At 38.2% G+C, this 26254-nt stretch carries 18 protein-coding genes, 1 pseudogene and 1 riboswitch; of the genes and pseudogenes, 17 read left to right on the forward strand and 2 right to left on the reverse strand.

Translation table 11 applies throughout. The features are described from left to right. The 3 genes from H8S40_RS02095 (at position 1) to H8S40_RS02105 (ending at position 5190) form a co-directional block, all read left to right on the forward strand. Positions 1 to 2961, forward strand: coding sequence for a response regulator (locus tag H8S40_RS02095; protein WP_186864433.1), 2961 nt, complete (start codon positions 1 to 3; stop codon positions 2959 to 2961). 80 nt (positions 2962 to 3041) lie between these two features. Next, a complete protein-coding gene (gene rfbD / locus H8S40_RS02100) occupies positions 3042 to 3893 on the forward strand; it encodes a dTDP-4-dehydrorhamnose reductase (protein ID WP_186864434.1) in 852 nt (283 codons plus the stop codon). A gap of 1 nt (position 3894) precedes the next feature. After that, positions 3895 to 5190, forward strand: coding sequence for a dicarboxylate/amino acid:cation symporter (locus H8S40_RS02105; RefSeq protein ID WP_186864435.1), 1296 nt, complete (start codon positions 3895 to 3897; stop codon positions 5188 to 5190). A 42-nt stretch (positions 5191 to 5232) separates the two neighbouring features. On the opposite strand, the gene H8S40_RS02110 is transcribed toward H8S40_RS02105, so the two are convergent. Continuing rightward, positions 5233 to 6093 (reverse strand): AraC family transcriptional regulator, encoded by an 861-nt coding sequence (locus H8S40_RS02110; RefSeq protein WP_118725057.1) that lies wholly within the window; start codon positions 6091 to 6093, stop codon positions 5233 to 5235. A gap of 139 nt (positions 6094 to 6232) precedes the next feature. Between H8S40_RS02110 and H8S40_RS02115 the strand changes: the two genes are divergently transcribed. From H8S40_RS02115 to H8S40_RS02160, 10 genes are all read left to right on the forward strand, one after another. Further along, complete coding sequence (locus H8S40_RS02115; protein ID WP_117990169.1) at positions 6233 to 7111, forward strand: amidohydrolase family protein; 879 nt, start codon at positions 6233 to 6235, stop codon at positions 7109 to 7111. A gap of 10 nt (positions 7112 to 7121) precedes the next feature. Continuing rightward, positions 7122 to 8327, forward strand: a complete 1206-nt coding sequence (locus H8S40_RS02120) for an MDR/zinc-dependent alcohol dehydrogenase-like family protein (RefSeq protein WP_117990170.1) — start codon at positions 7122 to 7124, stop codon at positions 8325 to 8327. Between the two features lie 30 nt (positions 8328 to 8357). After that, complete coding sequence (locus H8S40_RS02125; protein WP_186864436.1) at positions 8358 to 9422, forward strand: zinc-binding alcohol dehydrogenase family protein; 1065 nt, start codon at positions 8358 to 8360, stop codon at positions 9420 to 9422. Between the two features lie 212 nt (positions 9423 to 9634). Continuing rightward, a complete protein-coding gene (locus H8S40_RS02130) occupies positions 9635 to 10258 on the forward strand; it encodes a flavin reductase (RefSeq protein WP_022075018.1) in 624 nt (207 codons plus the stop codon). A gap of 6 nt (positions 10259 to 10264) precedes the next feature. Continuing rightward, positions 10265 to 10420, forward strand: a complete 156-nt coding sequence (locus tag H8S40_RS02135; protein WP_022075017.1) for a rubredoxin — start codon at positions 10265 to 10267, stop codon at positions 10418 to 10420. 14 nt (positions 10421 to 10434) lie between these two features. Next, a complete protein-coding gene (locus H8S40_RS02140; protein WP_118725054.1) occupies positions 10435 to 11307 on the forward strand; it encodes a YitT family protein in 873 nt (290 codons plus the stop codon). Continuing rightward, the gene (locus H8S40_RS02145; protein ID WP_186864437.1) at positions 11304 to 12056 is read left to right on the forward strand and encodes a TraX family protein; all 753 of its coding nucleotides are present in this window, start codon (positions 11304 to 11306) and stop codon (positions 12054 to 12056) included. The genes H8S40_RS02140 and H8S40_RS02145 overlap by 4 nt, the downstream gene beginning before the upstream one ends. 240 nt (positions 12057 to 12296) lie before the next feature. Beyond that, on the forward strand, positions 12297 to 13112 hold the full coding sequence (locus tag H8S40_RS02150) for a substrate-binding periplasmic protein (RefSeq protein WP_186864438.1): 816 nt from the start codon (positions 12297 to 12299) through the stop codon (positions 13110 to 13112). Further along, positions 13096 to 15324, forward strand: coding sequence for an ATP-binding protein (locus H8S40_RS02155; protein ID WP_186864439.1), 2229 nt, complete (start codon positions 13096 to 13098; stop codon positions 15322 to 15324). The genes H8S40_RS02150 and H8S40_RS02155 overlap by 17 nt, the downstream gene beginning before the upstream one ends. 30 nt (positions 15325 to 15354) lie before the next feature. Next, positions 15355 to 17433 (forward strand): diguanylate cyclase, encoded by a 2079-nt coding sequence (locus H8S40_RS02160; RefSeq protein ID WP_243238165.1) that lies wholly within the window; start codon positions 15355 to 15357, stop codon positions 17431 to 17433. 232 nt (positions 17434 to 17665) lie between these two features. Here the strand turns inward: H8S40_RS02160 and H8S40_RS02165 are convergent, their stop codons facing one another. After that, positions 17666 to 19063, reverse strand: coding sequence for an MATE family efflux transporter (locus H8S40_RS02165; protein ID WP_186864440.1), 1398 nt, complete (start codon positions 19061 to 19063; stop codon positions 17666 to 17668). A 231-nt stretch (positions 19064 to 19294) separates the two neighbouring features. On the opposite strand from H8S40_RS02165, the gene H8S40_RS02170 reads away from it, so the two are divergent. The 4 genes and pseudogenes from H8S40_RS02170 (at position 19295) to H8S40_RS02185 (ending at position 26234) form a co-directional block, all read left to right on the forward strand. After that, positions 19295 to 20875: a glucose-6-phosphate isomerase gene (locus tag H8S40_RS02170; RefSeq protein ID WP_186864441.1), complete on the forward strand. Its 1581-nt coding sequence runs from the start codon at positions 19295 to 19297 to the stop codon at positions 20873 to 20875. A 136-nt stretch (positions 20876 to 21011) separates the two neighbouring features. After that, positions 21012 to 21200, forward strand: a riboswitch (cobalamin riboswitch). Between the two features lie 102 nt (positions 21201 to 21302). Next, positions 21303 to 22493, forward strand: a pseudogene (locus tag H8S40_RS02175) (sirohydrochlorin cobaltochelatase); the annotation flags it as partial. Positions 22494 to 23038: 545 nt separating this feature from the next. Beyond that, positions 23039 to 23815, forward strand: a complete 777-nt coding sequence (locus tag H8S40_RS02180; RefSeq protein ID WP_186864443.1) for a ZIP family metal transporter — start codon at positions 23039 to 23041, stop codon at positions 23813 to 23815. 130 nt (positions 23816 to 23945) lie between these two features. Then, positions 23946 to 26234, forward strand: a complete 2289-nt coding sequence (locus H8S40_RS02185) for a GGDEF domain-containing protein (protein WP_186864444.1) — start codon at positions 23946 to 23948, stop codon at positions 26232 to 26234. Positions 26235 to 26254 lie beyond the last annotated feature (20 nt).

The raw sequence follows: 26254 nt of genomic DNA on the forward strand, positions 1-26254 counted from the left end.
ATGAATGCTAAAAATCATAACACGAGAAAGAGAAAAAATTTTATAAGGAAACGTTCAGAAATAGTAGCTATTATTGTTTTACTTAGCTGTATCATTTTGGCAGGTATTCAATATTATAGATTTGTTTCAAAGGTTGTTTATCAAGAAAGCGTTTCTCATTTGACAGAGATTTTACATCAGTCAAATAATGCATTAACGGAGATGTCAAATAAGAATTTGACCTATCTTCATATGTTGAGTGAATACTTACAAAACATTTCAAGTGAAAATGAAATTGTGGATTATATAAATAGAGCACAGGAAGAAACAGAGTTTTCAGATTTCTATTTTCTGTCTATCGATGGTAATTACAAGACAGTAACAGGAGAGACAGGTTATCTTGGTTTGCAAGGGACAATTGCAGATGAGATTATTCAAGGAAATGATATCATAATGAATGCGGTACTTCCGGGAAAATCACAATTGCTGGTTTTTGTCAGCCCTGTACCTCGCGGATACTATGAGGGATTCGAATATGATGCGATAGCGATTGCCTACGAAAATTCAGATATTGTAAAAATACTGGACATTTCTTCATTTCATGGACAGGCGAGCAATTATGTTATCCATTCCGATGGCCGTGTCGTGATCGATCATTCTTCGGAGGAACTGGAATCAGTTTATAATTTCTTTGGCGTTTTGGGAGAACGTTCGAATTTGTCTGAAAAAGAGATTCTCGCACTTTCAAAGAAATTAGAACAGGGACAAAGTGGTTCTACGCTTATAAAACTGGACGGAACAAAATACTATCTGATCTATGAAAAATCAGAGATCCAGGATTGGTCAGTGCTTGGGATGGTGCCGGTTAATGTAGTTAACGCAAGTATGAATATGTTACAGTTTACTACGATGGTACTTGTCGGTATTATAGTACTTAGTATTGCAGGATACATTATTGTAGTTATTCTTCGAAAAAATAAAGTAAGCCTGAAGGAAAAGAATACTGAAATTTTATATCGAGACGAATTATTCCAGAAGCTGTCAATGAATGTGGATGATGTCTTTCTAATGTTGGATGCAAAGACATCAAAAGTGGATTATGTCAGCCCAAATGTTGAGAAACTACTAGGTATCACGGCAGAACAAATCAGGCAGGATATTCATGTTCTTAGAAATCTACATCCAAAGAGCTCTGCAAATCGGAACAAAAATCATCTGGAAGGATTGATGGTCAGAGAACAGCGCGAGTGGGAGTTTGAGTATGTCCACCAGAAAACAAAAGAACATCGCTGGTTTCATATTGTTGCCATGGGCAGTGAGGTAGAGAAAAAGAAAAAATACATTTTAGTTATGTCAGACAGAACTGCTGATAAACAAATGAATCATGCACTTTCTGAAGCCGTACATGCTGCTGAAACAGCTAATAAGGCAAAGAGTATGTTCCTTTCCAATATGTCGCATGATATTCGTACACCAATGAATGCAATTATAGGTTTTGCAACATTGGCTGTAAGTAATATTAATAATCAGGAGAAAGTCAGAGATTATTTGAGTAAAATTCTTTCTTCAAGTAAACATTTACTTTCACTTATCAATGATGTATTAGATATGAGTCGTATTGAGAGTGGTAAGATCCATTTAGAAGAGACGGAGGTTAGTCTTCCGGAGGTTCTGCATGATCTGAAGACCATTGTAAGCGGACAGATTCATGCTAAGCAATTGGAACTTTATATGGATGCCATAGATATTACCGATGAGGATGTTTATTGTGATAAGACACGACTTAGCCAGGTGCTGCTAAATCTTTTATCGAATGCAATTAAATTTACTCCGGCAGGTGGAACAGTTTCTGTCCGACTTAGACAGCTTCCGTGTACAAAAAAAGGAAGTGGATGCTATGAAATCCGGGTAAAGGATACAGGAATCGGTATGAGTCAGGAGTTTGCACAGAAAATTTTTGACCCATTTGAACGTGAACGGACGTCTACAGTCAGCAAGACGCAGGGCACGGGGCTTGGCATGGCTATTACAAAAAATATTGTGAATATGATGGGTGGTACGATCGAAGTTAGGACAGAGCAAGGAAAAGGTACAGAATTTATTGTTCGAATAGAGCTTGGTATTCAGTCTGAGCAGCATCACGTAGAAAAGATTGCAGAACTGGAAGGTCTCAAAGCGTTGGTTGTAGATGATGATTTTAATACTTGTGACAGTGTGACTAAGATGCTGGTGAAAGTAGGAATGCGTTCAGAATGGACACTTTCCGGTAAAGAGGCTGTTCTTCGTGCACAACAATCAATAGAACTTGGGGATGCTTTCCATGCATATATCATCGACTGGCGTTTGCCGGATATGAATGGTATAGAAGTGACTCGTCAGATTCGCAGTCTTGGTGATGACACACCGATCATTATTCTAACTGCTTATGATTGGTCTGATATTGAAGTAGAAGCAAAGGCAGCAGGAGTAACAGCGTTTTGTTCGAAGCCTATGTTTATGTCAGATTTACGTAATACTTTAATGACTGCGATTGGACAGAAACAGGCCGAGGAGAATGAAATTTTCCCTGTTGCAGATAAGGCCTTCAAAGGCAAGAGAGTATTACTTGTGGAAGATAATGAATTAAATAGTGAAATTGCGATGACAATTCTTAATGAGTATGGAATTCAAGTGGATACAGCAGGAAATGGAGTTGAAGCCGTAGAGAAAATCAAAATCTCAACACCGGGAGATTATGATTTGGTATTGATGGATGTGCAGATGCCGATAATGAACGGATATGAGGCAACGAAACGTATCCGAAAACTTAACGAACCAAAGCTGGCAGGCATACCAATTCTTGCTATGACAGCAAATGCATTTGATGAAGATCGGAAAAATGCATTGGAATCAGGAATGGATGGTTTTTTATCAAAACCAATTGTTGTGGATGAGCTGCTCCATACATTGCAGGAATATTTTGGAAAAAATAAAATGAATTGACAGGTAGTTTTAGGGTTTTCTTAAGAAAATTGATATGATAAAATAAGAATTGGAATTTCTAAATTTAAGGAGGATGAGAGATGATTAAAGTATGGATAGCAGGATCGAACGGACAGATCGGACATGCGTTGAATGAGGTCCTCGACCCATTAGAGATTGAAGTATTGAATACAGATAAAGACGAACTGGACATAACAGATACAGAAGAAGTGCTCAATTTTGGTATTGTAAACCGTCCGGATGTGATTATCAACTGTACCGGTGTTACAGATACACAGTTGTGTGAAGAAGAACCGGAGCTTGCTTATCGGGTGAATGCACTTGGAGCGAGAAATTTAAGTATTGTTGCAAGAAAAAATGGTGCGAAGATTGTTCAGCTTTCGACAGATGATGTATTTGACGGAAAGAGTAAGAAGCCATATACAGAATTTGATGATACAAATCCGTTGACTGTTTATGGATCCTCTAAAAGAGCAGGAGAAAACTATGTAAAGGAATTTACACACAAACATTTTGTTATCCGTAGCAACTGGGTTTACGGAAAAGTAGGACAGAATTTCGTGAATCAGGTATTGGAAGCGGCAGAAAAGGGAAATGCCCTTTCTGTAGCAGCAGACCAGTTTGGTTCGCCGACAAGTGCAAAAGATCTTGCAAGAATGATACTGTATTTAATTAATACAAATGAATATGGTACTTACCATGTAACTTGTAGCGGAGTCTGCAACCGACATGAATTTGCAAAGGAAATCCTTAGGTTGTCAGGAAAGGAAATTGAATTAAAGGCGGTTCCGACAGAACAGTCGGATCTTTCAGCGGTAAGACCACCATATGCGGTATTGGATAATTTTATTCTTCGTATTATCGATATGTATGATATGCCAGATTGGAAAGCGTCATTAGAAGAATATATGAATGAAAGAACGGAGAAATAGGATGAAAAACAAGAATGTGAAAGAAAAAAAGAAAGAGAAAAAGATCGGACTGACGACGAAGATCTTCATAGCTTTGCTTTTAGGTGCTGTTTTTGGAATTGTACTTTGTTATCTGATTCCTGACAGCAAGATTAAACATGATATTATTGTAGAAGGTGTGCTTTATGTAGTCGGGCAGGGATTTATCCGTCTGATGAAAATGCTTGTTGTACCACTTGTATTTTGTTCTCTTGTGTGTGGAAGTATGGCCATCGGAGACACAAAGAAGCTTGGAACAGTCGGTGTCAGAACTTTGATTTTTTATCTTGCCACAACAGCACTTGCTGTAACAGTAGCATTGTCAGTTGGTAATTTGATTAATCCTGGTATCGGGCTTGACATGAGTGCGATCCAGACAAGTGCTTCTACTGTCGAGACAATGGAAGCAACTTCACTGACGGATACAATTTTAAATATTATTCCGGATAATCCGATCAATTCACTGGCAAGCGGAACAATGCTTCAGGTTATCGTTTTTGCGCTGATCATTGGTGTTATTCTTGCAAAAATGGGAGAACGTGCAGAGACAGTTGCAAACTTCTTCAGTCAGTTTAATGATATCATGATGGAAATGACAATGATGATCATGAGTCTGGCACCAATCGGTGTATTCTGTCTGATTAGCAGAACATTTGCAAATATTGGATTTAGTGCATTTATTCCACTTGCAAAATATATGCTTGCAGTACTTTTAGCACTTGCAATTCAGTGCCTTGGAGTATATCAGATCCTTTTGAAGATTTTTACAGGATTGAACCCAATCCGTTTTATCAAGAAATTCTTCCCGGTTATGGCATTTGCATTCTCTACAGCGACATCAAATGCAACCATTCCACTTTCTATCGATACACTTTCTAAGAAGGTCGGAGTTTCTAAGAAGATTTCTTCATTTACGATTCCACTTGGAGCAACCATCAATATGGATGGTACATCCATCATGCAGGGAGTTGCAGTTGTGTTTGCGGCACAGGCATTTGGAATCCATTTGAGCATGGCAGATTATATTACAGTAATCGGAACAGCAACACTTGCATCTGTCGGAACAGCCGGAGTACCAAGCGTTGGTCTGGTTACACTGACAATGGTATTTAATTCTGTCGGACTTCCGGTAGAGGCAATTGGTCTGATCATGGGTATCGACCGTATTCTGGATATGACAAGAACAGCTGTTAATATCACTGGTGATGCAGTATGTACAACAATTGTTGCACATCAGAATAAAGCGTTAGATAAAAAAGTATTTTATGAGACAGAATAAATAACAGGGAGATGATTCGGGGTACTCGAATCATCTCCCTGTTTAAATTTGTAAAATGTTTTGTTTATACTCAGAAACTGTCATTTTATAATAATTTTTAAAAGCGGTATGAAAATGGTTCGGATAAGAATAGCCCAACCGGTCGGAGATTTCAGAAATTGAAAGCTTACCTTCCTTTAAAAATGTAACAGCTGCAGCCATTCTGGCTTCTGTCCTTTTTTGGAGAAAGTTTTGTCCATATCGATTAAAGAGAATCCGACTGGTCTGTCTGGTGCTTAATCCTAAACGGCGTGATAATTCATTTAATGTAATTGTATCGTATTCCAGTAAAAAGCTATCTTCAATGAGGATATAAGCTTTCACCAAAGGAATCGGAATATATGTGATAGCAGCATTTGAAGCCGGTTCGTAGTTTCGCAGTATTTTAACCAGGAACTGCATAAAAAGAGCACGCAACATGATAGTGGCGGCGGAGCCGGGAGCAGAAAACTCCTGATAAATTGCTTCGAGGGTAGCTTGCAACTTAGCACAGTCCTTTCCGTACCAGAACGGATAATGTAAAAATGGTTCTATAATAGCGTTTTCGGAAGAGTTCTTTTTTGTGTCGTGTGCTTTTTCAATTCTTAAATAAATACAATACTCATATGTCGGATCATCTGAGTCGGAATATTGTTGATGCTCGATATGAGGACCGGTTGTATAGAGTATATTTGGATATAATTCATAGGAGCATTGATTGCTGATCAATGTTCCCTTACCTTTTGGAATATAATGGATCTCATAGCTGTTCGAGCTATGTGCATGTGAAGGTGTATTCCACGTCTGGCATTCATATGTAAATTTCAATATATTGATCTGATAATCACCTATCGAAAATGTAATATATAAGTTATCATTTTTCATACTGTAGACTCCTTTTTGAAAGTACGCTAATCGGACATGAATATATCTATTTTGTCTGCTGTTCCAATATTATTATCGTACTATAGATTTTATAATGAAATCAAGAACAAGATAGAAAAAAACAAAAAGGAGGATGACGATGATTATTGATGCACATTTACATCTCTGGAAAAAACAATCGGGATGTGTAAATGGAAAACCAGTCTTTGCATTAAGCGGAGGAAAAAGTGATTTTGGCGGTGCGATACGTCAAATGATGCCACCCTATATGCTGGATGGAAGTAATACAGTAGAAATGCTGATTGCAAATATGGATTATGCGAGAGTCAGTGGATGCGTGGTGACGCAAGAGTATATCGATGGTAATCAGGATGCATATTTATTAGAATGTAGAAAGAAATATCCGGAAAGAATAAAAATTTGTTGTCTGTATGAAGAAAAAGAAATAGACGATAAATGGATAGAACAGTTTGATGGGATTAAAATTTGTGCGGGCAGATTAAAAGATCAAAACTTGTTACATCATAAAGATATTTTTGAAAAAGCAGACAAGCTGAATAAATTTATTTCAATCGATATGGCGGATGGAGAGCTTCAAGTAGGTGATATGGAAAAATTGATTGAGATGCATCCGAATCTGCGGATTGCTATCGGACATTTTGGAATGGTCACGGTAGAAGGCTGGGAGAAGCAGATTGCATTGGCAAAGCATAAAAATGTTTATATTGAAAGTGGCGGAATTACATGGTTATTTCACAAAGAATTTTATCCATATCCATCTGCTGTCAAGGCGATACGCAAGGCGATAGAAATTTGCGGAGTTGAAAAATTGATGTGGGGAAGTGATTACCCGCGTACAATGACCGCCATAACTTATGGGATGAGTAAAGATTTTATAGAAAAATCGACTGCTTTATCGGATGAAGAAAAGAAAAAAATCTTAGGAGAAAATGCAAAAGGATTTTATGGTTTTCCAGAATTAGAAGTTCCGGAAAAAATAATTAACATGGTTGAGTAGGAGAAATAAGATGATTGTAAAAGGAACATATTTTCAGAATAGCGAAGAGAATCCATTGGTATATGGAGATGTTGAAATTAATAATATCCCAAGAAGACGATTAAGAGGAGAGGAAGAAAAAGAAGGTGTGATTGCAGAGAGTGTTCTGGTTGGATTTTGCGGAACAGATTACACATTGATGAATATGGGGCGAGAAGGAAAATTAAAACCTAAATTTCCGGAAGGCTGTAACAGATTGATCAATGGTCATGAGGGCGTTGTATGGGTACCGTCACAAGAGCGTTTTGCAATCGTGTTGATCCGTGGCGGAAACAGCTATGATCCAACCAGATATACAGAAGAAGAAACGTATTTTGAATATGGATGTGATCAGGCTGATGGTTTGTTTTCAGATAAAAATTATTACAATCCCGACATGCTATTGAAAATCCCGGATGGTTATGTGAAGGATGGAAAAATCTCTCTTAATCTATGTAAGAAGCTGGTATTCAGTGACCCATATGCCTGTATGATTTTCCAGAGAGAACGAATGGAAGATATAGGAGAGGCTCAGAATTTCAGAGTGAAAATGGCTCAATATAAATGCAGCGAAGAAGAGGCAAGAAAAATTGCGAAGAAGGAAACCTTTGACAGAGTATGTATTTTCGGGCTTGGAACAACAGGTATGTTTATCGGAGATTTGATTCGTCAGAAATATCCGGAGGCGAAGATTGTTTTCGTGGCAAGAAGTGAAGAAAACAGTCCAAAAGTCGCATTTGCGCTAAAACAGGCAGGGGCATCTTATGTCAGAAGTGCATTTGATACAAAAGAAGAACTTGCAGATGCAATTAAAGAAAAATTGGGTGGTACCGCAACTGTATTTATCGGTTCCAGCGGAGCAGCGATTGAACATGAAATTGCATTCCAATATGGTGTACTAGGCTGTAATGGTATTTATAATTCTTTCTCATTGGGACCGGAAATTACAGTCGATACAATGCCATTCGGATTTAAAAATCAGGTGATATTCGGCTCCATAAATTTCCGTCAGGATCATATGGAGGAGGCTATTCAGATACTTCAAAACAGCTGCTATGATGAAATCGTTGAATTGATAGACAAAGATGAATTTACAGAGGATCCGATTGATGCATATGAAAATAAAATTTATGCAAAAGGTGCACCAATGAAAACCGCAGTTATATGGAATGAAAAATATGTTGATAGAGAACGTTAAATAAAAGAACGTAAGGAGGAAGGAAAAAACATGAGAACAATTATAATTTCTGAACCGGGAAAGGTTGCAGTTACAGAAACTGAAATGCCGAAAGTAAAAGAGGGAGAGGCATTATTAAAATTATTATATGGTGGAATTTGTGGAAGTGATCTGGGTACATATCGCGGAACTTTCGCATATGCAAGCTATCCGAGAATACCGGGACACGAGTTTTCTGCGCAGATTGTAGAAATCGGTGAAAATGACAGAGGATTAAAGCCGGGAATGATCGTAACCTGCAATCCATATTTCAATTGCCAGAAATGTTACTCTTGTGAGAGAGGACTGGTAAATTGCTGTGAATCCAATGAAACAATGGGGGCACAGAGAGACGGAGCATTTTCCGAGTATATCACAATGCCGATTGAGCGGATTTATGATGGAAAAGGATTGAATCCAAAACAGCTTGCACTGATTGAACCATTTTGTATCAGTTATCATGGGGTATCAAGAGCAGATGTAAAAAAAGGCGATAAAGTGCTTGTCATCGGTGCAGGAACAATCGGTGTTCTTGCTGCAATTGCCGCAAAAGCAAAAGGTGGAGAAGTATACATTGTAGATGTTGCCGAAGAGAAACTTCAATATGCATATGAAACATTTGGACTTGCCGGTATGATAAAGAATGACAGCAAGGAAGAGTTTATGAACCGTGTAAATGAAATTACAGGGGAGCATCATGGATTTGATGTTTGTATTGAAGCTGTCGGACTTCCGTCTACATTCCAGAATTGTATTGATGCGGCAGCCTATGGCGGACGTATAGTTCTGATTGGAGTAGGCAAGAAAAATCTGGATTTCAATTTTACATTAATCCAGAAAAAGGAGTTAAATATATTCGGATCAAGAAATGCGTTGAAAGCAGATTTTACAGAACTGATTGATTTAGTAAAAAGTGGAGAAATTGATTTGGAAAAGATTGTAATGAATCCAGATTCGACAGATGTGAAGAAGAAATCAGAATATGAATTGGATGAAGCAGACAGGGCGTTTGAAGAGTTTAGTAAATATGGCGGCAGTAAACTGAAAGTATTAATTCACTTTTCTGATCCTTCATAGGAGTAAAAAATTAAAATAAAATAGTAGGTTTACTTATGAAATAGATGCTATAATAGAGGAAATCGGCAGGGGTCGTTTTCCTCTTTCTTTTTGCATTACAGTAGCAACGTAAGAATAATAAAATTCGCAGTTGACAATACTATAAAAGTGAGTTATATTAAAGATAGTAATAATAGTAATTATTACTATAATAAACAAAGGAGGTATGTCGCATGGAGAAAAAAGCACTTTATAATCTGTCGTATGGAGTATTTATGTTGTCTACTCGTTCTGGTGAGAAAGTGAATGGTTGTATTACAAACACTTGTATGCAGGTAGCGAACAATCCAATTCGAATTGCAATATCCGTTTTGAATAGTAATTATACCTGTGATTTAATTAAAGAGAGTGGTATATTTGCATTGAGTCTGCTGGATGTGAATTGTTCTTTTGAGACAATTAAGCATTTTGGTTTTCAGTCAGGAAGAGATGTGGATAAAATGAAAGATCTTTCGTTGCCGGTTGATCATAACGATATACCATATTTGGGATATCAGACATGTGCTGTTATTAGCGGGAAAGTTTTAGAACAGCAGGATCTTGGCACACACACATTGTTTATTGCAGAAGTGACAGATGCGAAGTTGTTGAATGAGAACGAACCACTTACTTACGCTGATTATCAGAATCGCGTAAAACCAAAGAAGAAAGAGATACCTCAGGATAAGAAGATTGTTGGCTGGAGATGTAAGATTTGTAATTATGTCTATGAAGGAAGTGAGCTTCCACCTGATTATACATGTCCTCTTTGTGGACACGATATCAGTGATTTCGAGCCAATATATGAAAGGAGATAATGAATTATGAAGTATGTATGTGATTTATGTGGATGGGAATATGATGAGGAGCAGGGATATCCAGAAGGCGGTATTGAACCAGGAACAAAATGGGAAGATGTGCCGGAAGATTTTGAATGTCCGTTATGTATGGCCGGAAAGGATCAATTCTCAGAAGAATAAGAATTTTTAGTAGAATGGAAAAACAAATTGATTATAAAAACCTTGTAAGGGAGATAGTTACATTGACTGTAGCAGTATTTATTATTGCTGCGGCGGTATATTTCTTTTTGGTTCCCAGCCACACTTCGGTTAGTAGTATTTCAGGTCTGGGAATCATCCTTACAAATTTTATACCATTGCCACTCTCTGTGATTACAATGGTTATGAATGTAGTACTTCTGTTGATTGGATTTATTACATGCGGTAAAGAATTTGGGACAAAGACGGTTTATACCAGTGTTGCATTGCCGTTTTTTTTATGGATATTTGAACGTATTCTTCCGGATATCGGCTCATTGACAGATAGTCAGGAATTGGATGTGCTTTGTTATGTTTTAGTAGTCAGCATAGGTCTGAGTATTCTTTTTAATATGAATGCATCTTCCGGAGGTCTTGATATTGTAGCGAAGATCATGAATAAATATTTGCATATAGAGATGGGAAAAGCTATGTCATTAGCCGGGATGTGTGTGGCATTGTCAGCGGCACTTGTGTATGATAAGAAGACAGTTGTCCTAAGTGTTCTGGGTACATATTTCAATGGTATGGTAGTAGACCATTTTATCTTTGGTCAAAATCTGAAGAGGCGAGTTTGCATTATTACTCAGTATGAAGAAGAACTTCGCCAGTTTATTATCCATGATCTGCATAGCGGAGCAACAATATATGAAGCATTTGGTGCTTATAATATGGATAAGAGACATGAGATTATCACTATTGTAGATAAAAACGAGTATCAGAAGTTGATGAGTTATATTAATAAACTCGATCCTAAGGCATTTATTACAGTGTATACGGTGGCAGATATGCGTTATCAGCCTAAAACGATTGGAGCTCCAGCAAAATGAGATCATTCAAATTTAGTCAGATAGATATCAGTGCAGCGGTATTACATGTTATTGCCATGACACTTATGTTAATGGATCATCTATGGGCGACACTTTTTCCGGCTCAAGAGTGGCTGACTTGTGCAGGGAGACTGGCCTTTCCGATATTTGCTTTTATGACGGTGGAAGGATATTTTTATACTCATAACCTAAAAAAATATATTTCCAGATTGTTTTTGTTTGCGTTACTTTCAGAGATACCATTTGATTTGATGTATGGAGGAACATGGTTTTATCCGGTCCATCAAAATGTTATATGGACGTTCCTTATAGGACTGCTTGGAATCTATTTGATGGAGAAAACACGGAAAATACAAAAGAAATGGGTGTATTTACCGATAGCAATTATTGTTGTTGTAGTGGGAATGATGCTGGGAACAATATGCATGGTAGATTACTATGGTGCTGGGGTTCTGACAGTGTTTCTTTTCTATTTTTTTAGAGGACGAAAATGGTGGTGTCTGTTAGGGCAATTTCTTACACTTTATTGGATAAATATAGAATTACTAGGAGGCTTGATGTATCCGGTCCAATTGTTTGGTGTGAAATTTGAATTTTGCCAGCAAGGATTAGCACTGCTGGCTTTGATTCCTATCTGGCTATATCGTGGACGTCAGGGATATCACAGCAAGTTATTCCAGTATAGTTGTTATGCGTTTTATCCGGTGCATATGTTAGTGCTTGTGTTGATATTGGAGTGTGTAAATTAACAATAAGAAGAACAATAAGAAGATAAAAAAAGGAATGGACTTTTTCATACAGAAACTGTATAATTATTAAAAAAATAATTGAGTCAGTTGAAAGTCTAAGACGAAACGTTACATGTCTATAGAATAATAGCTAATTGTAATGTGTAAGATGCATTGTCTGGAAGGACAATGCATCTTTTGGGTTTGAAGAGTTAATTTGAATGAAACTGAAGGAATAAAAAACAGCAAGGTGGGAACAACATGAAAGGAAGAAGAATTATTGCAGGGATGCTGCTTGTGGGTATATTAATTACATCTTTTACAGGATGCAGTGAATCAGTGCATCAAAAAAAAGAAAAAAATAAGCCTACAATTACACTTGGAAGTGATAGCTATCCCCCATATAATTATCTGAATGAAGATGGAATTCCGACAGGAATTGATGTAGATTTGGCAACGGAAGCATTTGAAAGGATGGGATATCAGGTAGATGTTGTACAGATTAACTGGGAGAAGAAAAAGGAACTGGTGGAAAGTGGCGAAATTGACTGTATTATGGGATGCTTTTCCATGGAAGGAAGACTGGATGAGTACCGCTGGGCAGGACCATATATATCAAGTCGTCAGGTGGTTGCGGTGAATGAAAACAGTGACATTTATGAACTGAAAGATTTGGAAGGAAAAAATGTTGCAGTTCAGTCAACGACTAAGCCGGAAGGTATCTTTTTGAAACGAACGGATGAGAGAATTCCGAAGCTTGCTAATTTGATCAGTCTTGGTCATAGAGAACTAATCTACTCTTTTCTTGGAAAAGGTTATGTAGATGCAGTAGCAGCACATGAAGAGTCTATTGTACAGTATATGAAAGATTATGATACAAACTTTCGTATTTTAGAAGAACCATTGATGACAGTTGGAATAGGTGTTGCATTTGCTAAAAATGATGACAGAGGCATTTGTGAAGAGCTGGATCAGATATTAGAAGAAATGCGGCAGGATGGGACATCGTTGAAAATAATCGGAAAATATCTGGATGACCCGGAAAAATATCTGGAGGTGGATGGTTTTGAGTATTAAAAGAAACCCAAAAGAAATGAAAAAGCGCTTCTGGATGTTTGGGGCTTTGATAGGTGTCTGCGTAGTGGCAGCCTCTGTATTGTATTTTTTTCATAAGGAAAAGACAGAAGTGGAGCAAAGACTGGTTGAGATTGTAAATTACGTCAAGGTTCAGTGTTCTACTTATACACATTATAATGAGGCTACAGAATCCAAAAGTCTTCTTAGATCGATTGAGAGTGCTCGTCAGATGAGCACGAACATCGATATTGAGATAGAAAATGGCGGGCAGTTAAGCCAGGAATTATTAAAAGAAAATTTGCAGACACTGTGGGTGGATGGGATTCTTGTACTTAATGCAGATGGAAGTGTAGTTTGTGAATATAGTGCAAACGAAAAATATACGGAAAAAGCAGTTCGTTATTTACAAAAAGATGTCATTATGGATTATATAGAATATGAAGAACGTTCGTATTCTGAGAGAATCAATCTTGATGATGGCAGTTGTATTGATCTTGCAGCCTGTGCCAGAAAAGACGCTCCGGGAGTGGTTGCTATATATTATTATACTCCGTCAGAATATATGCGAAATTATACATTGACAATGCAGAGCCTTTTAAATGGTTACAGTACGGAAAAGGACGGAACAATTGTTGTTGCAGATAGCGGGATGATTATTGCCAGCAACGACGAAAATCTGTTAGGACAGTCTACAGCTGAAAATGAGGTTGTCCAGACAATGAAACAGCATACGGATAGTCATCATATTTTTCATTTGAAAAATGAAGGAACCGGATGTTATGGAATTATGCTAAAACAAAGAGATTATTACATTTATGCATATATTCCGGATAAAAAAATATTTCAGGATCTTCCGTTAAATGTAATTTTTGTGACGTTTTTATATTTGCTTTTGCTTAGTGTTTCATGGGTGAGGATACAGAAAGCAAGTGCGGAGCGAGAAAAACAAGAAAGAGAAAAAGAGGAGAAGTATAAAGAAGAGCTTCTTAAGGCAGCAAAAAGAGCGGAAGCTGCGAACAGAGCAAAAACTGAGTTCCTCCAGCGAATGAGCCATGACATCCGTACTCCGATTAATGGAATCTGCGGCATGCTTGATGTGGCGGAACATTATGCAGAGGATTTGGATAAACAGACAGAATGTCGTGAAAAAATCAAAGAAGCTTCGAATTTATTATTGGGATTGGTAAATGAAGTTCTGGATATGAGTAAGCTGGAATCCGGTGAAGTTACTTTGGAAGAGAGTCCGTTTGATTTGCATAATATTTCAGAAGAGGTACTGACAGTAATTGAGTTGTTGGCAGAGGAGAGAAATATTAAGCTGATTCGGGAAAAACAGGAAATAACTCATTGGAATCTGATTGGCAGTCCGGCACATGTGAAAAGGGTATGGATGAATATTCTGAGTAATGCGGTGAAATACAATAAGGATAATGGAAGTATTTGTATTCAATGCAGAGAAGTTCCTTATAATCAGGCAGGCATGACGATGATTGAATTCATCTGTCAAGATACCGGAATCGGTATGAGCAGAGAATTTCAGAAAGTGATTTTTGAACCATTTGCACAGGAAAATGCAGGAAGCCGTTCTAAATATGGTGGAACAGGACTTGGAATGCCAATTACAAAAAGTCTCGTAGAAAAAATGGGTGGAACGATTCAGTTTGAAAGTGAAGAAGGAGTCGGAACTACATTTGTAATTCAGATTCCGTTTAAGATTGATACCGAGACTGACAGGATGGAAAAAGAAGAAAAAACTGCGGCATCTCTTCATGGATTGCATATTTTGCTTGTAGAAGATAATGAGCTGAATATGGAAATTGCGGAGTTTATTGTAACAGATGAAGGCGCTGTGGTGACAAAGGTGAAAAATGGAAAAGAAGCGGTGGATTATTTTGAAAAATCTTCCGTTGGGACATATGATGCAATTCTTATGGATGTAATGATGCCGATTATGGACGGATTAACTGCTTCAGAAACGATTCGAAAAATGGGCAGAGCAGATGCAAAGACAATACCGATCATAGCAATGACAGCCAATGCATTTACAGATGATAAGATGAAAGCAAAAGAAGCGGGAATGGATGCGCATATAGCAAAACCATTGAATAGGGAAGTGCTGGTTGAGACTGTTTTCAAGGTTATCACTAAGAAAAACAGAGGAAATAAAGCAGAAAATGAAATACACGTTAGAAGTGATGAGAATGAAATATAAATAGTCTTAGACAAGGAAGTTGTGGCAAAGATGGACAAAAATAAGAAAAGGATTAATTTAAATAATCAATTTTTAGAGCAGGCGGTTTTTGCAATTGCGGATGGATATTGTAGAATAAATCTTACGAAGGACCTGGTGCCGGGGGTTATGTATCAGGTACTGGACGGAGTAGAATATGATTTAAACGAACAATTGGGAATGCCGGAAAATTCCAGTTTTTCAGAACTGGTCAAGATATGGGCTTTAACAATTCCGGAAGAGGGAAGAGAAGAATTTTTGGAAACTGTGAACCGAGAGAAACTTTTAGAACGTTTTTACAAGGGAGAGCAGCACATTACATTTTATTACTGGACAAGAACAGTAACATATGAACCAATGCTTGCGGAAAATCATATGGCACTCTTTGAGGATGAAGAAACAGGAGATGTTCTGGCAATTAATTACGTGCTTGACAGGACAGAGCAATATCATCTGGAGCAATATAAAAAAGAGTTGGAACAGAAAAACAAAGAACTGGAAAGACTGTTAAAAAGAGAAAAAAATTACAATAATAAAATATATCGCGATGCACTGACCGGAGCATTTAATCGACGATACTATGAAGAAGTTGTAAAAAACTCTGTTGAGAATGCCGGAATTGCCTTAATGGATCTGGACGATTTTAAGGTCAGTAATGATACATATGGACATCATGTTGGTGATGTTGCACTCAAGACTGCCACAGAGGTGGTTTTATCTTGTATCGGGGAGGAGGATATGTTGATCCGATATGGTGGGGATGAATTTTTACTGATTCTTTCAGATGTCCAGGAAGAAGCTTTGAAAAATAAATTGAATCAGATTCGGGATAAAGTACGGAATGTAGTAATTCCGGGATATTCATATTTACATCTGTCTTTGAGTATAGGCGGAACGATAAAAAATAAGGAAGATGCGATAGAAGATGTCGTGTGCTATGTCGACCAGTTAATGTATCAGGCAAAGAATAAAAAGGACGAAGTTGTTGTATATCAAGAGGGAGAAAAACAATATTTACATACTTCTGTGCAGGAAAATATCAAACAACAAATTTTAATCGTAGATGATTCTATGATGAATCGAGAACTGCTGTCTGTAATATTGGAAGATGATTATCGGATATTGGAGGCAAAAGATGGACAGGAGTGTTTGAACATACTTTATAAAAATAAAAAGGATATCGCGTTAGTACTGCTGGACATAAATATGCCGGTGTTGGATGGATTTGAAGTTTTACGTGCGATGAATGAAAATCAAATGATAGAGGATGTTCCTGTTATTATGATTTCCAGTGAGGATTCAGAAGAGGCCATTCGAAGAGCGTATGACCTGGGAGCGTCAGACTATGTTAATCGACCATTTGATGCAAGGGTTGTTTATCGACGCGTAATGAACACGATAAAACTTTATTCGAAACAACGAAGACTGGTAAAAATGGTTTCGGAACAGATACAGAAACGTGAACACAATACGTCTACGTTAGTAGGTGTTTTAAGTCAGATTGTTGAATTCCGTAACGGAGAAAGCGGAGATCATGTTCGTCATATCCGTATGATTACGGAAATGATGCTGGAGCATTTACTTAAGGTTACGAATAAATATGATATCAGTCCGGAAGAGAAAGAAAATATTCCTCTTGCATCGGCGCTTCATGATATAGGGAAAATCGCAATCGATGAAAGAATTCTCAATAAGCCTGGAAAACTGACAGATGAAGAATTTGTGATTATGAAGACACATAGTATGTGCGGAGCAGAGATATTGACTAAGCTGGATAACTTTCAATTTGAGCCTTTGCTGCATACAGCATATGAAATCACAAGGTGGCATCATGAACGATGGAATGGTCGGGGGTATCCGGATGGATTGAAGGAAGATGAGATTCCAATCAGTGCCCAGATCGTTTCGATGGCAGATGTATATGATGCCTTGACCAGCGAGCGATGTTATAAGAAAGCATTTTCACATGAAACAGCTATTCAGATGATTCAGAATGGTGAATGTGGAGCATTTAACCCATTGCTTATTAAATGTCTGGTTGAGATTCAAGATGAATTAAAAAATTATACGCAGCATCTGGCAGATAAATAATAAATTCAAGTCGAACGTCCGTGAGACTTGGCGCGTGATTCTGGTCAGCGAAGCTGACATATTCCTATCAGAATCACTGCGCATCCTCGCGGAGCGTTTATCTCAGTCGGAGATTGGACTCCCACTGAGACAAATTTGCTATTACTCACCACCTGAAGAGGTGGGAGTCTTCTCGACTGAGATAAAAAATGCACTTGTAAGTTTTGAATGTCTTACAAGTGCGTTTCTTTTTTTATAAAATATCACTTCCGTCCGGAATCGTTGAAATAATAGTACGATAAATTCGGAAAAGAAAGAATAATGAAACCGTAAGGGATACAATTTCTGCAATAGGGAAAGACCACCATACCGCGTGGAGTCCTCCAAGCTTAGATAAAATATAGGCTGCAGGAACCAAAATAATAAGCTGACGCATAATGGATACGATCATGCTGAATACTGCTTTTCCAAGAGCCTGGAATACGGTACCGCAGATGATGCAGAACCATGCGATCAGATAATGGATACCGATGATCCGAAGTGCAGGGACGCCGATTTTGAGCATATCTGCGGATGCACTAAACATTCCAAGCAATGCCTGAGGAATAAATTCAAAACAAAGGAATCCGATAAATGTCAGGCAGAATGCAGTAATCATACTTAATTTAATTGTTTTAACCATACGTTTTCTGTTTTGTGCACCATAGTTGAATGCAATGATTGGAGTAATACCATTGTTTAAACCAAATACAGGCATAAAGAAGAAGCTTTGTAGTTTGAAGTACACACCAAAAACAGCAGTGGCAGTTGAAGAAAATTCAATCAAAATACGGTTCATGGAGTATGTCATAACAGAACCAATGGACTGCATGATGATAGAAGGAATGCCAATCGCATAAATTGTTCCGATAATTCTTCCGCTTGGACGAAAACCGCGGAAGATAAGTTTTACCTCGTGGTTGTATTTGTGATTGCACGTAAAGGCAACGACTGCGGCAACGCATTGTCCGATCACGGTTGCGACAGCAGCACCGGTCACACCCATCTTAGGGAGTCCGCATAATCCGAAAATTAAGATCGGATCAAGAATGATATTTGTAATCGCTCCACATAACTGTGAAGTCATGCTGAAGATCGTCTTTCCGGTTGAAGTCAGAAGACGCTCAAAATAAATCTGTGAAAGTAAACCGAAAGAAAAAAGCATAACAGTACTTAAGTAGTCGATTCCCATCTCCATAATCTCAACATCGGCATGTCCCATCTGACTCATGTAAAATGGTTTGACAATAGTAAACCCGAGAATACAAATTACGACGTAACTTACAAAATAGAGAAATGCCGCATTGGAAGCAATTCGATTTACTTCGTCTGAACGACGCTCACCAAGTGCTTTGGAAAGCAATGCATTCATACCGACGCCGGTACCGGTTGCAACAGCGATTAAGAGCATCTGCAAAGGGAAGGCGAGCGAAACGGCAGTAAGTGCATTTTCAGATAATTTAGATACAAAAATACTGTCTACAATATTATAAAGTGCCTGCACGAGCATGGAAATCATCATAGGTAAAGACATGTTAAACAGAAGTTTACCAATCGGCATGGTTCCCATTTTATTTTCTGCTGCAGGGGCAGTTTTCATTTCTTGACTCATGTTTTCCTCCTTGTGGTTATTTTTTTGAAGTTGTATAAAAACACTAATTAATTATCATAGCAGGGTGAAAAAAAACATGCAAGGTTTTATGTGTATATTTTGAGGTACATTTTTAGGAAAACAGATTTTGAAAGCATGTTAGCATTATCTTGAATTTATAGCAAAACAAGAGTATAATCAAAACATTGATGAGAGTTAAAATAAAGGGTGTAAGAAATAGGAGGATTAATTATGATCACTTGGAACAACTTAGATAAGCTTACTTCTTATCAGGAACTGGCAAAGACAAATAAAGTAAAACTTGCAGAGGTAATGTCAGGAGAGAATGGTGCAAAAAGAGTAAAAAATTACAGTATACCTATGGCAGCCGGACTGGCATACAACTATGCAGCAAAACAGGTTGACGAAGAGGTACTTGCAGCACTTGGCAAATTGGCAGAAGAAGCACAGCTGACAGAAAAATTCGAAGCTCTTTACAACGGAGAAGTAATTAACACAGGAGAAAAACGTCTTGTTCTCCATCACATGACACGCGGACAGCTCGGTGATGCAGTAGAGGCAGACGGAGTAGATAAACGTGCTTTCTATGTAGAACAGCAGGAAAAGATTGCAGACTTTGCAAATAAAGTACATGCAGGCGAGATTACAAATGCAGCTGGAGAGAAATTTACAACAGTTGTTCAGATTGGTATCGGCGGAAGTGACCTTGGTCCTCGCGCGATGTATCTTGCACTTGAAAACTGGGCTAAAAAGAACAATACATTTAAGATGGAAGCAAAATTCATCAGTAATGTAGACCCGGATGATGCAGCAGCAGTTCTGAATTCTATTGATGTTGCACATTCTATTTTCGTACTTGTGTCAAAATCAGGTACAACACTTGAGACATTGACAAATGAATCATTTGTTAAAGATGCATTGAAGAATGCAGGATTAGACGCTTCTAAACATATGATCGCAGTTACAAGTGAGACATCCCCATTAGCTAAGAGTGATGATTATCTTGCAGCATTCTTTATGGATGATTATATCGGAGGTCGTTTCTCTTCTACATCAGCAGTTGGAGGAGCTGTATTATCACTGGCATTTGGACCGGAAGTATTTGCACAGTTCCTGGAAGGTGCAGCAGAAGAAGACAAGCTTGCTATGAATAAAGACATTCGTCAGAACCCGGAGATGCTGGATGCATTGATCGGTGTATATGAGAGAAATGTACTTGGTTATCCAAGCACAGCGGTTCTTCCATATTCACAGGCACTTAGCCGTTTCCCGGCACATTTACAGCAGCTTGATATGGAATCTAATGGTAAATCAGTAAACCGCTTTGGTGAGCCGATAGATTATGTAACAGGTCCGGTTATTTTTGGTGAGCCGGGAACAAACGGACAGCATTCATTCTATCAGCTTCTGCATCAGGGAACAGATATCGTGCCGCTTCAGTTTGTTGGATTTAAGAACAGCCAGATTGGTACAGATGTTGTTATCCAGGATAGCACAAGCCAGCAGAAATTATGTGCGAACGTAGCTGCACAGATTGTAGCATTTGCATGTGGTAAAGAAGATGAGAATCGTAATAAAAACTTTGAAGGTGGACGTCCATCAAGCATTATCGTTGGTGATCAGTTGACACCACAGGCTCTTGGAGCATTGCTTGCACACTTTGAAAACAAGATTATGTTCCAGGGATTTGTATGGAATGTAAACAGCTTTGACCAGGAAGGTGTACAGCTTGGTAAAGTTCTTGCAAAACGCGTACTTGCACACGAGACAGACGGAGCATTGAAAGTATTTAGTGATCTGTTAAATATTTAAGAATCCGATAGGTAAAAAGGTAGTGGCTCTTATTCATGAGAAAAGAGCCGCTGCCTTTTTTGTTTCGTTGGCTTTCATTTGACAGTACAAGGCACCCATGCTAAGATAATACTGCTTTACATAAAAAATAATACAATTGCATAGAAATGTGTGAGGTGTCAGTCAAAAGTAATTTTGACTGGTGAAAAGGGAAACAGGTGAGAATCCTGTACGAACTCGTCACCGTATTTTGCGAGCTTATGCGATATTCCACTGGGGAACCGGGAAGGAGAAAAGAAGCGATTGAGCAATGAGCCGGGAGACCTGCCTTTCACAGTACAGGAATAGAATATTCAGGCCACGAGGAACTGGCAGTACGAAATAGACTCCGAAAAATTGCATTTGTATAAAATGTATGGCAAAAACAGTTATAAACAGGAGGACAACAATGAAAAAGAAACTGGTAATCTTATGTATCGCAGCAGCAATGAGTGTATCTATGTTAGGTGGATGTGGAAATTCTGCAAAAACAACAGACAGCACGAAAACAGAGGATACAACAAAAGACAGTGATCAGGCGGCAGCCGATAAAGTTGCAAAGCTGATCGACGACATTTATGTACAGGAAAGAACAGACAAAACAGATGAGCAGTGTAAGGCGGCTAAAGAGGCCTGGGATGCACTTACGGATGCACAGAAAGAATTGGTAGAGGGAGAGAATGCAGATCCAGATTATTTTGGAAGAGACACAGGAGATGCATCAAAGGATGATCCTCTCAATGCAGATGACATCGGAGAAAATGAGCTTTTAGTAGTAAGCTTTGGAACATCATTCAATGACAGCCGTGCAGCAGATATCGGTGGTGTGGAGAAGGCACTTCAGGAAGCTTATCCTGACTGGTCCGTAAGAAGAGCATTTACAGCACAGATTATTATCAATCATGTACAGGCTCGTGATGACGAGAAAATTGATAATGTGGAACAGGCACTGGACCGTGCAGTAGATAATGGTGTTAAGAATCTGATCATTCAGCCGACACATTTAATGCATGGAGCAGAATATGATGAACTGACAGAGGCAGTTGAGAAATATCAGGATAAATTTGAAACTGTAAAAATTGCAGAACCACTTCTTGGAGAAGTTGGGTCAGATGCATCTGCAATCAATGAAGATAAAGAAGCTGTAGCAAAAGCAATCACAGCAGAAGCTGTAAAAACAGCAAAGTATGACAGCTTAGATGCAGCAGCTGAAGATGGAACAGCATTTGTATTTATGGGACACGGAACATCTCATACAGCAAAGATCAGTTATTCACAGATGCAGACACAGATGGAAAATCTTGGATACAAGAATGTATTTATCGGAACAGTAGAAGGTGAGCCGGAAGATACATCATGTGAAGCAGTGATTGAAAAAGTAAAAGATGCAGGATATAAAAACGTAATCCTTCGTCCACTTATGGTTGTGGCTGGAGATCATGCAAACAATGATATGGCAGGTGATGATGACGATTCATGGAAGAGTCAGTTTGAGGCATCTAAGGAATTTGACAGTGTAGAGACACAGATTGCAGGCCTTGGAGAGATTTCTGACATCCAGCAGTTATATGTGGCACATACAAAAGCAGCAATGGACGCAGAAGGAATCAAAACAGAGCAGACATCAAAAACAGCATTGGAAGATGGAACATATACAGCAGAATTTAATACAGACAGTTCTATGTTTCATGTAAATGAGGCAATGGATGGAAAAGGAACACTAACAGTAAAAAATGGTAAGATGACAATCCATATCAGTCTTGTGTCTAAAAATATTGTAAATCTGTTCGAGGGAACAGCAGAAGATGCACAGAAAGATGGAGCAAAGCTGTTAGAACCTACGACTGATACAGTAAAATACAGTGATGGAACAAGCGAAGAGGTGAATGGATTCGATGTTCCCGTTCCGGCACTTGATAAAGAATTTGATCTTGCTTTAATTGGAACAAAAGGAAAATGGTACGATCATAAGGTGAGCGTATCCAATCCGGTAAAAGCAGAATAGTAAATACAAAGAAGATATTCGATTTAGGAAAATGAATCGAATATCTTCTTTTTTGGTTGCATAACATAGGATAAAAAAGTAAAATATTTATAGATATGTAATAACGAACATGATGAGAATGTCAATATAAAGGAGAGGATATGAAAGATATCTATATTATTTTAATTCCGTTTCTAGGGACTTCGCTTGGCGCAGCATGTGTATTTTTTATGAAAAATTCGCTGAGTGATTCTGTAGAGCGGTCGTTGACTGGATTTGCCGCAGGAGTAATGATAGCAGCATCCGTATGGAGTCTGTTAATTCCGGCAATCGAGCAGTCAGAAAATATGGGGAAATGGTCGTTTATTCCGGCAGTGATAGGATTCTGGGCCGGGGTACTTTTTTTGTTGTTACTAGATCGTGCAATTCCGCATTTGCATCGGAATAGCGAGAAAGCAGAAGGACCAAAGAGTAAATTACAGAGGACAACGATGATGGTGCTGGCAGTCACGCTTCACAATATTCCGGAAGGCATGGCAGTCGGAGTGGTTTATGCGGGATATTTATCTGGAAATGAAAAGATTACAGCGGCAGGTGCACTTGCTTTATCTATTGGAATTGCAATACAGAACTTCCCGGAGGGGGCAATTATTTCATTGCCGCTTAGAGCAGAAGGCATGAAGAAAACAAAAGCATTTGTGGCTGGTGTATTGTCTGGAATTGTAGAACCGATAGGAGCAGTATTGACAGTTTTAGCAGCAGGATTGATCATTCCGTCAATGCCATATCTTTTAAGCTTTGCGGCAGGCGCAATGATCTATGTGGTGGTTGAAGAGTTAATTCCGGAGATGTCTCAAGGCGAACATTCCAATATAGGGACAGTATTTTTCGCAGTGGGATTTACTGTTATGATGATGTTGGATGTGGCACTTGGATAGTAAAAGTACATAGGAAAACGCTTTGTGAGGATGTGTAGTGATTTTAATGAGAATATGTCAGCTTATGCTGACCTTAAATCACGCACCAGGTCTCATGTGCGTTTGACTTGAAGAAGGGGGAAAGAAGGGTATGTTCATAGTGAGAGGAATCAATATCCTGGGATGTGTGTTGCTGGGAATCTGTGCAGACAGGGCAAGACGAAAGAATGGAGAATTGGCGAAAAGTGTGTGGGTATATGAGATGGCTGCATGTGCATGTGCGATTCTATCTACAATGTATATATATACTTCGAACCCTCAGGTGGCGACAGTACTCAAGAGTCTTCTTATGGCAGGAGTAGACTGGCTTTTATTATTGTTGATGGCTTTTACGCAGCGCTATACAGAGCAGTTTAAAGAAGTCAGATTTATAAGAAATGCAATGATAGTCTATGCGAGTCTGGATACATTGTTTGCTTTGGCTAATATATGGTCAAAACAGATATTTTATGTGGAGATTACAGCAGATGCTCAAAAGCAGATATATTACGGAAGCTGGCAATATGTTCGGATGATGCATAGCATATATGCGGTGGGGATTATTGCGATAATGCTTTTGACATATTGCATCGTTATTCTTAAAACATCGCGTTTTTATCGGATACGTTATACAATGATTGGACTGGCATTTTTATTAGATGGGATCGCATCTATATTTGCAGTACGGATAAGGGGAGAATATAATCTGTCATTTGTATTTTTTAGTATAACATCCGTTTTTATTTATTATTTTAGTTTGTGCTATGTGCCAAATGAATTACTGCAGAAAACATTTGCATTATTAATACAGGAATCCAATAGCGGGATAATCTGTTTTGATAATCTCGGCAGATGCATATACTGTAATGATGTAGTAAAAGAGCTTTGTCAAATAGGAGAAGATCTGGGTACTATAGAAAGACAATACAGGAAATGGTATACGGGAAATAAAGAAGATTTTGTGCAATCTTCGATTATATACCACACAGCGTATGGAGGAAAAACGGGAAAAGACAGAAAATTTGAAATCGTGGTCACACAGCTCCACGATGAGAAAGATGTTGTGGTCGGAGTTTGTTTTACATTTTATGACAGGACAAAAGAACAGGAAAAGCTGGAGTATGAACAATATCGTGCAACACATGACGGTTTAACAGGAATGTTAAATAAAGAACAGTTTTATGAAGAAACATATCAATTACTGCATAAATATTCAGATGAAAGCTTTTATATATTATACACGAATATTGAATCTTTTAAGTTTGTAAATGATATTTTCGGAATTGCAAAAGGAGATGAGATTCTCTGTAGACAGGCAGCGTCTATGGAAAGTTACGGAACAGAAAAGGTGTTGTGCGCCAGAATACAAGGTGATCATTTTGCAATGTGCATTCCGGAATCCGAATTCTCGACAGAGCGTATCAGTGATGCAATTCAGAAAATAGAAGAGGAATTTACAAGCAATGTTTTTCATTTGCGTATATATGCAGGGGTATATGAAGTCGGAGACATAGAAGAGCCGATAAGCATTATGTGCGATAAGGCGAATATAGCCGGTGGGACAATTAAAAACAATTATCAAAAAAGAATTGCATTTTATAATACAGTACAACTTATACAGTCTCTGAAGGAAAAATCAATCATAGGAGAATTTGAATGTGCATTAAATAAAGAAGAATTTGCGATGTTCTTGCAGCCACAGGTAGATGTAAAAGGTCAGATTCAGGGAGCAGAAGCACTTGTACGTTGGATTCATCCTGAAAAAGGTGTTGTTGCTCCGGGCAGATTTATGGACACATTGGAAAAGACTGGATTAGTATATAAATTAGACAAGTATATGTGGGAAAAAGCTGCACAAAAATTAAAAGAGTGGAAGCAAAAAGAAATACCATATTATATTTCTGTAAACATTTCTACAAAAGACTTTTTCTTCCTGGATATTTACGAAACATTTGTTCAACTGATAGAACAGTATGAGATAGAGCCGGAAAGGCTAAAATTAGAGATTACAGAGACAACGCTGATGTCAGATTTTAAAGAAAACATGAAAATATTGGGAAAGCTTCAAGCGTATGGCTTCCAAATTGAAATTGATGATTTTGGAAGTGGATATTCATCCTTGAATATGTTGAGAAACATCAAGGCAAATGTCTTGAAAATTGACCGTGATTTTTTGGTAGCGACAGAAAATGAAGTGCGAGATCAGGATATTCTACAAAGCATCATTGTACTTGCGGAGAAAATCGGCATGAGTGTGATTGTGGAAGGGGTAGAAACAAAGAAGCAGTTAGAAATGTTGATAGGTATGGGATGTAGGCTGTTTCAGGGATATTATTTTTCTAAGCCACTTAGCGTTGAGAAGTTCGAGGAATTCTTGAATTCAAATCAACATGAATTTTAGATTATGACGATGGAAGAAAT

The organism is Ruminococcus hominis (assembly GCF_014287355.1).
GTDB lineage: Bacteria > Bacillota > Clostridia > Lachnospirales > Lachnospiraceae > Schaedlerella > Schaedlerella hominis.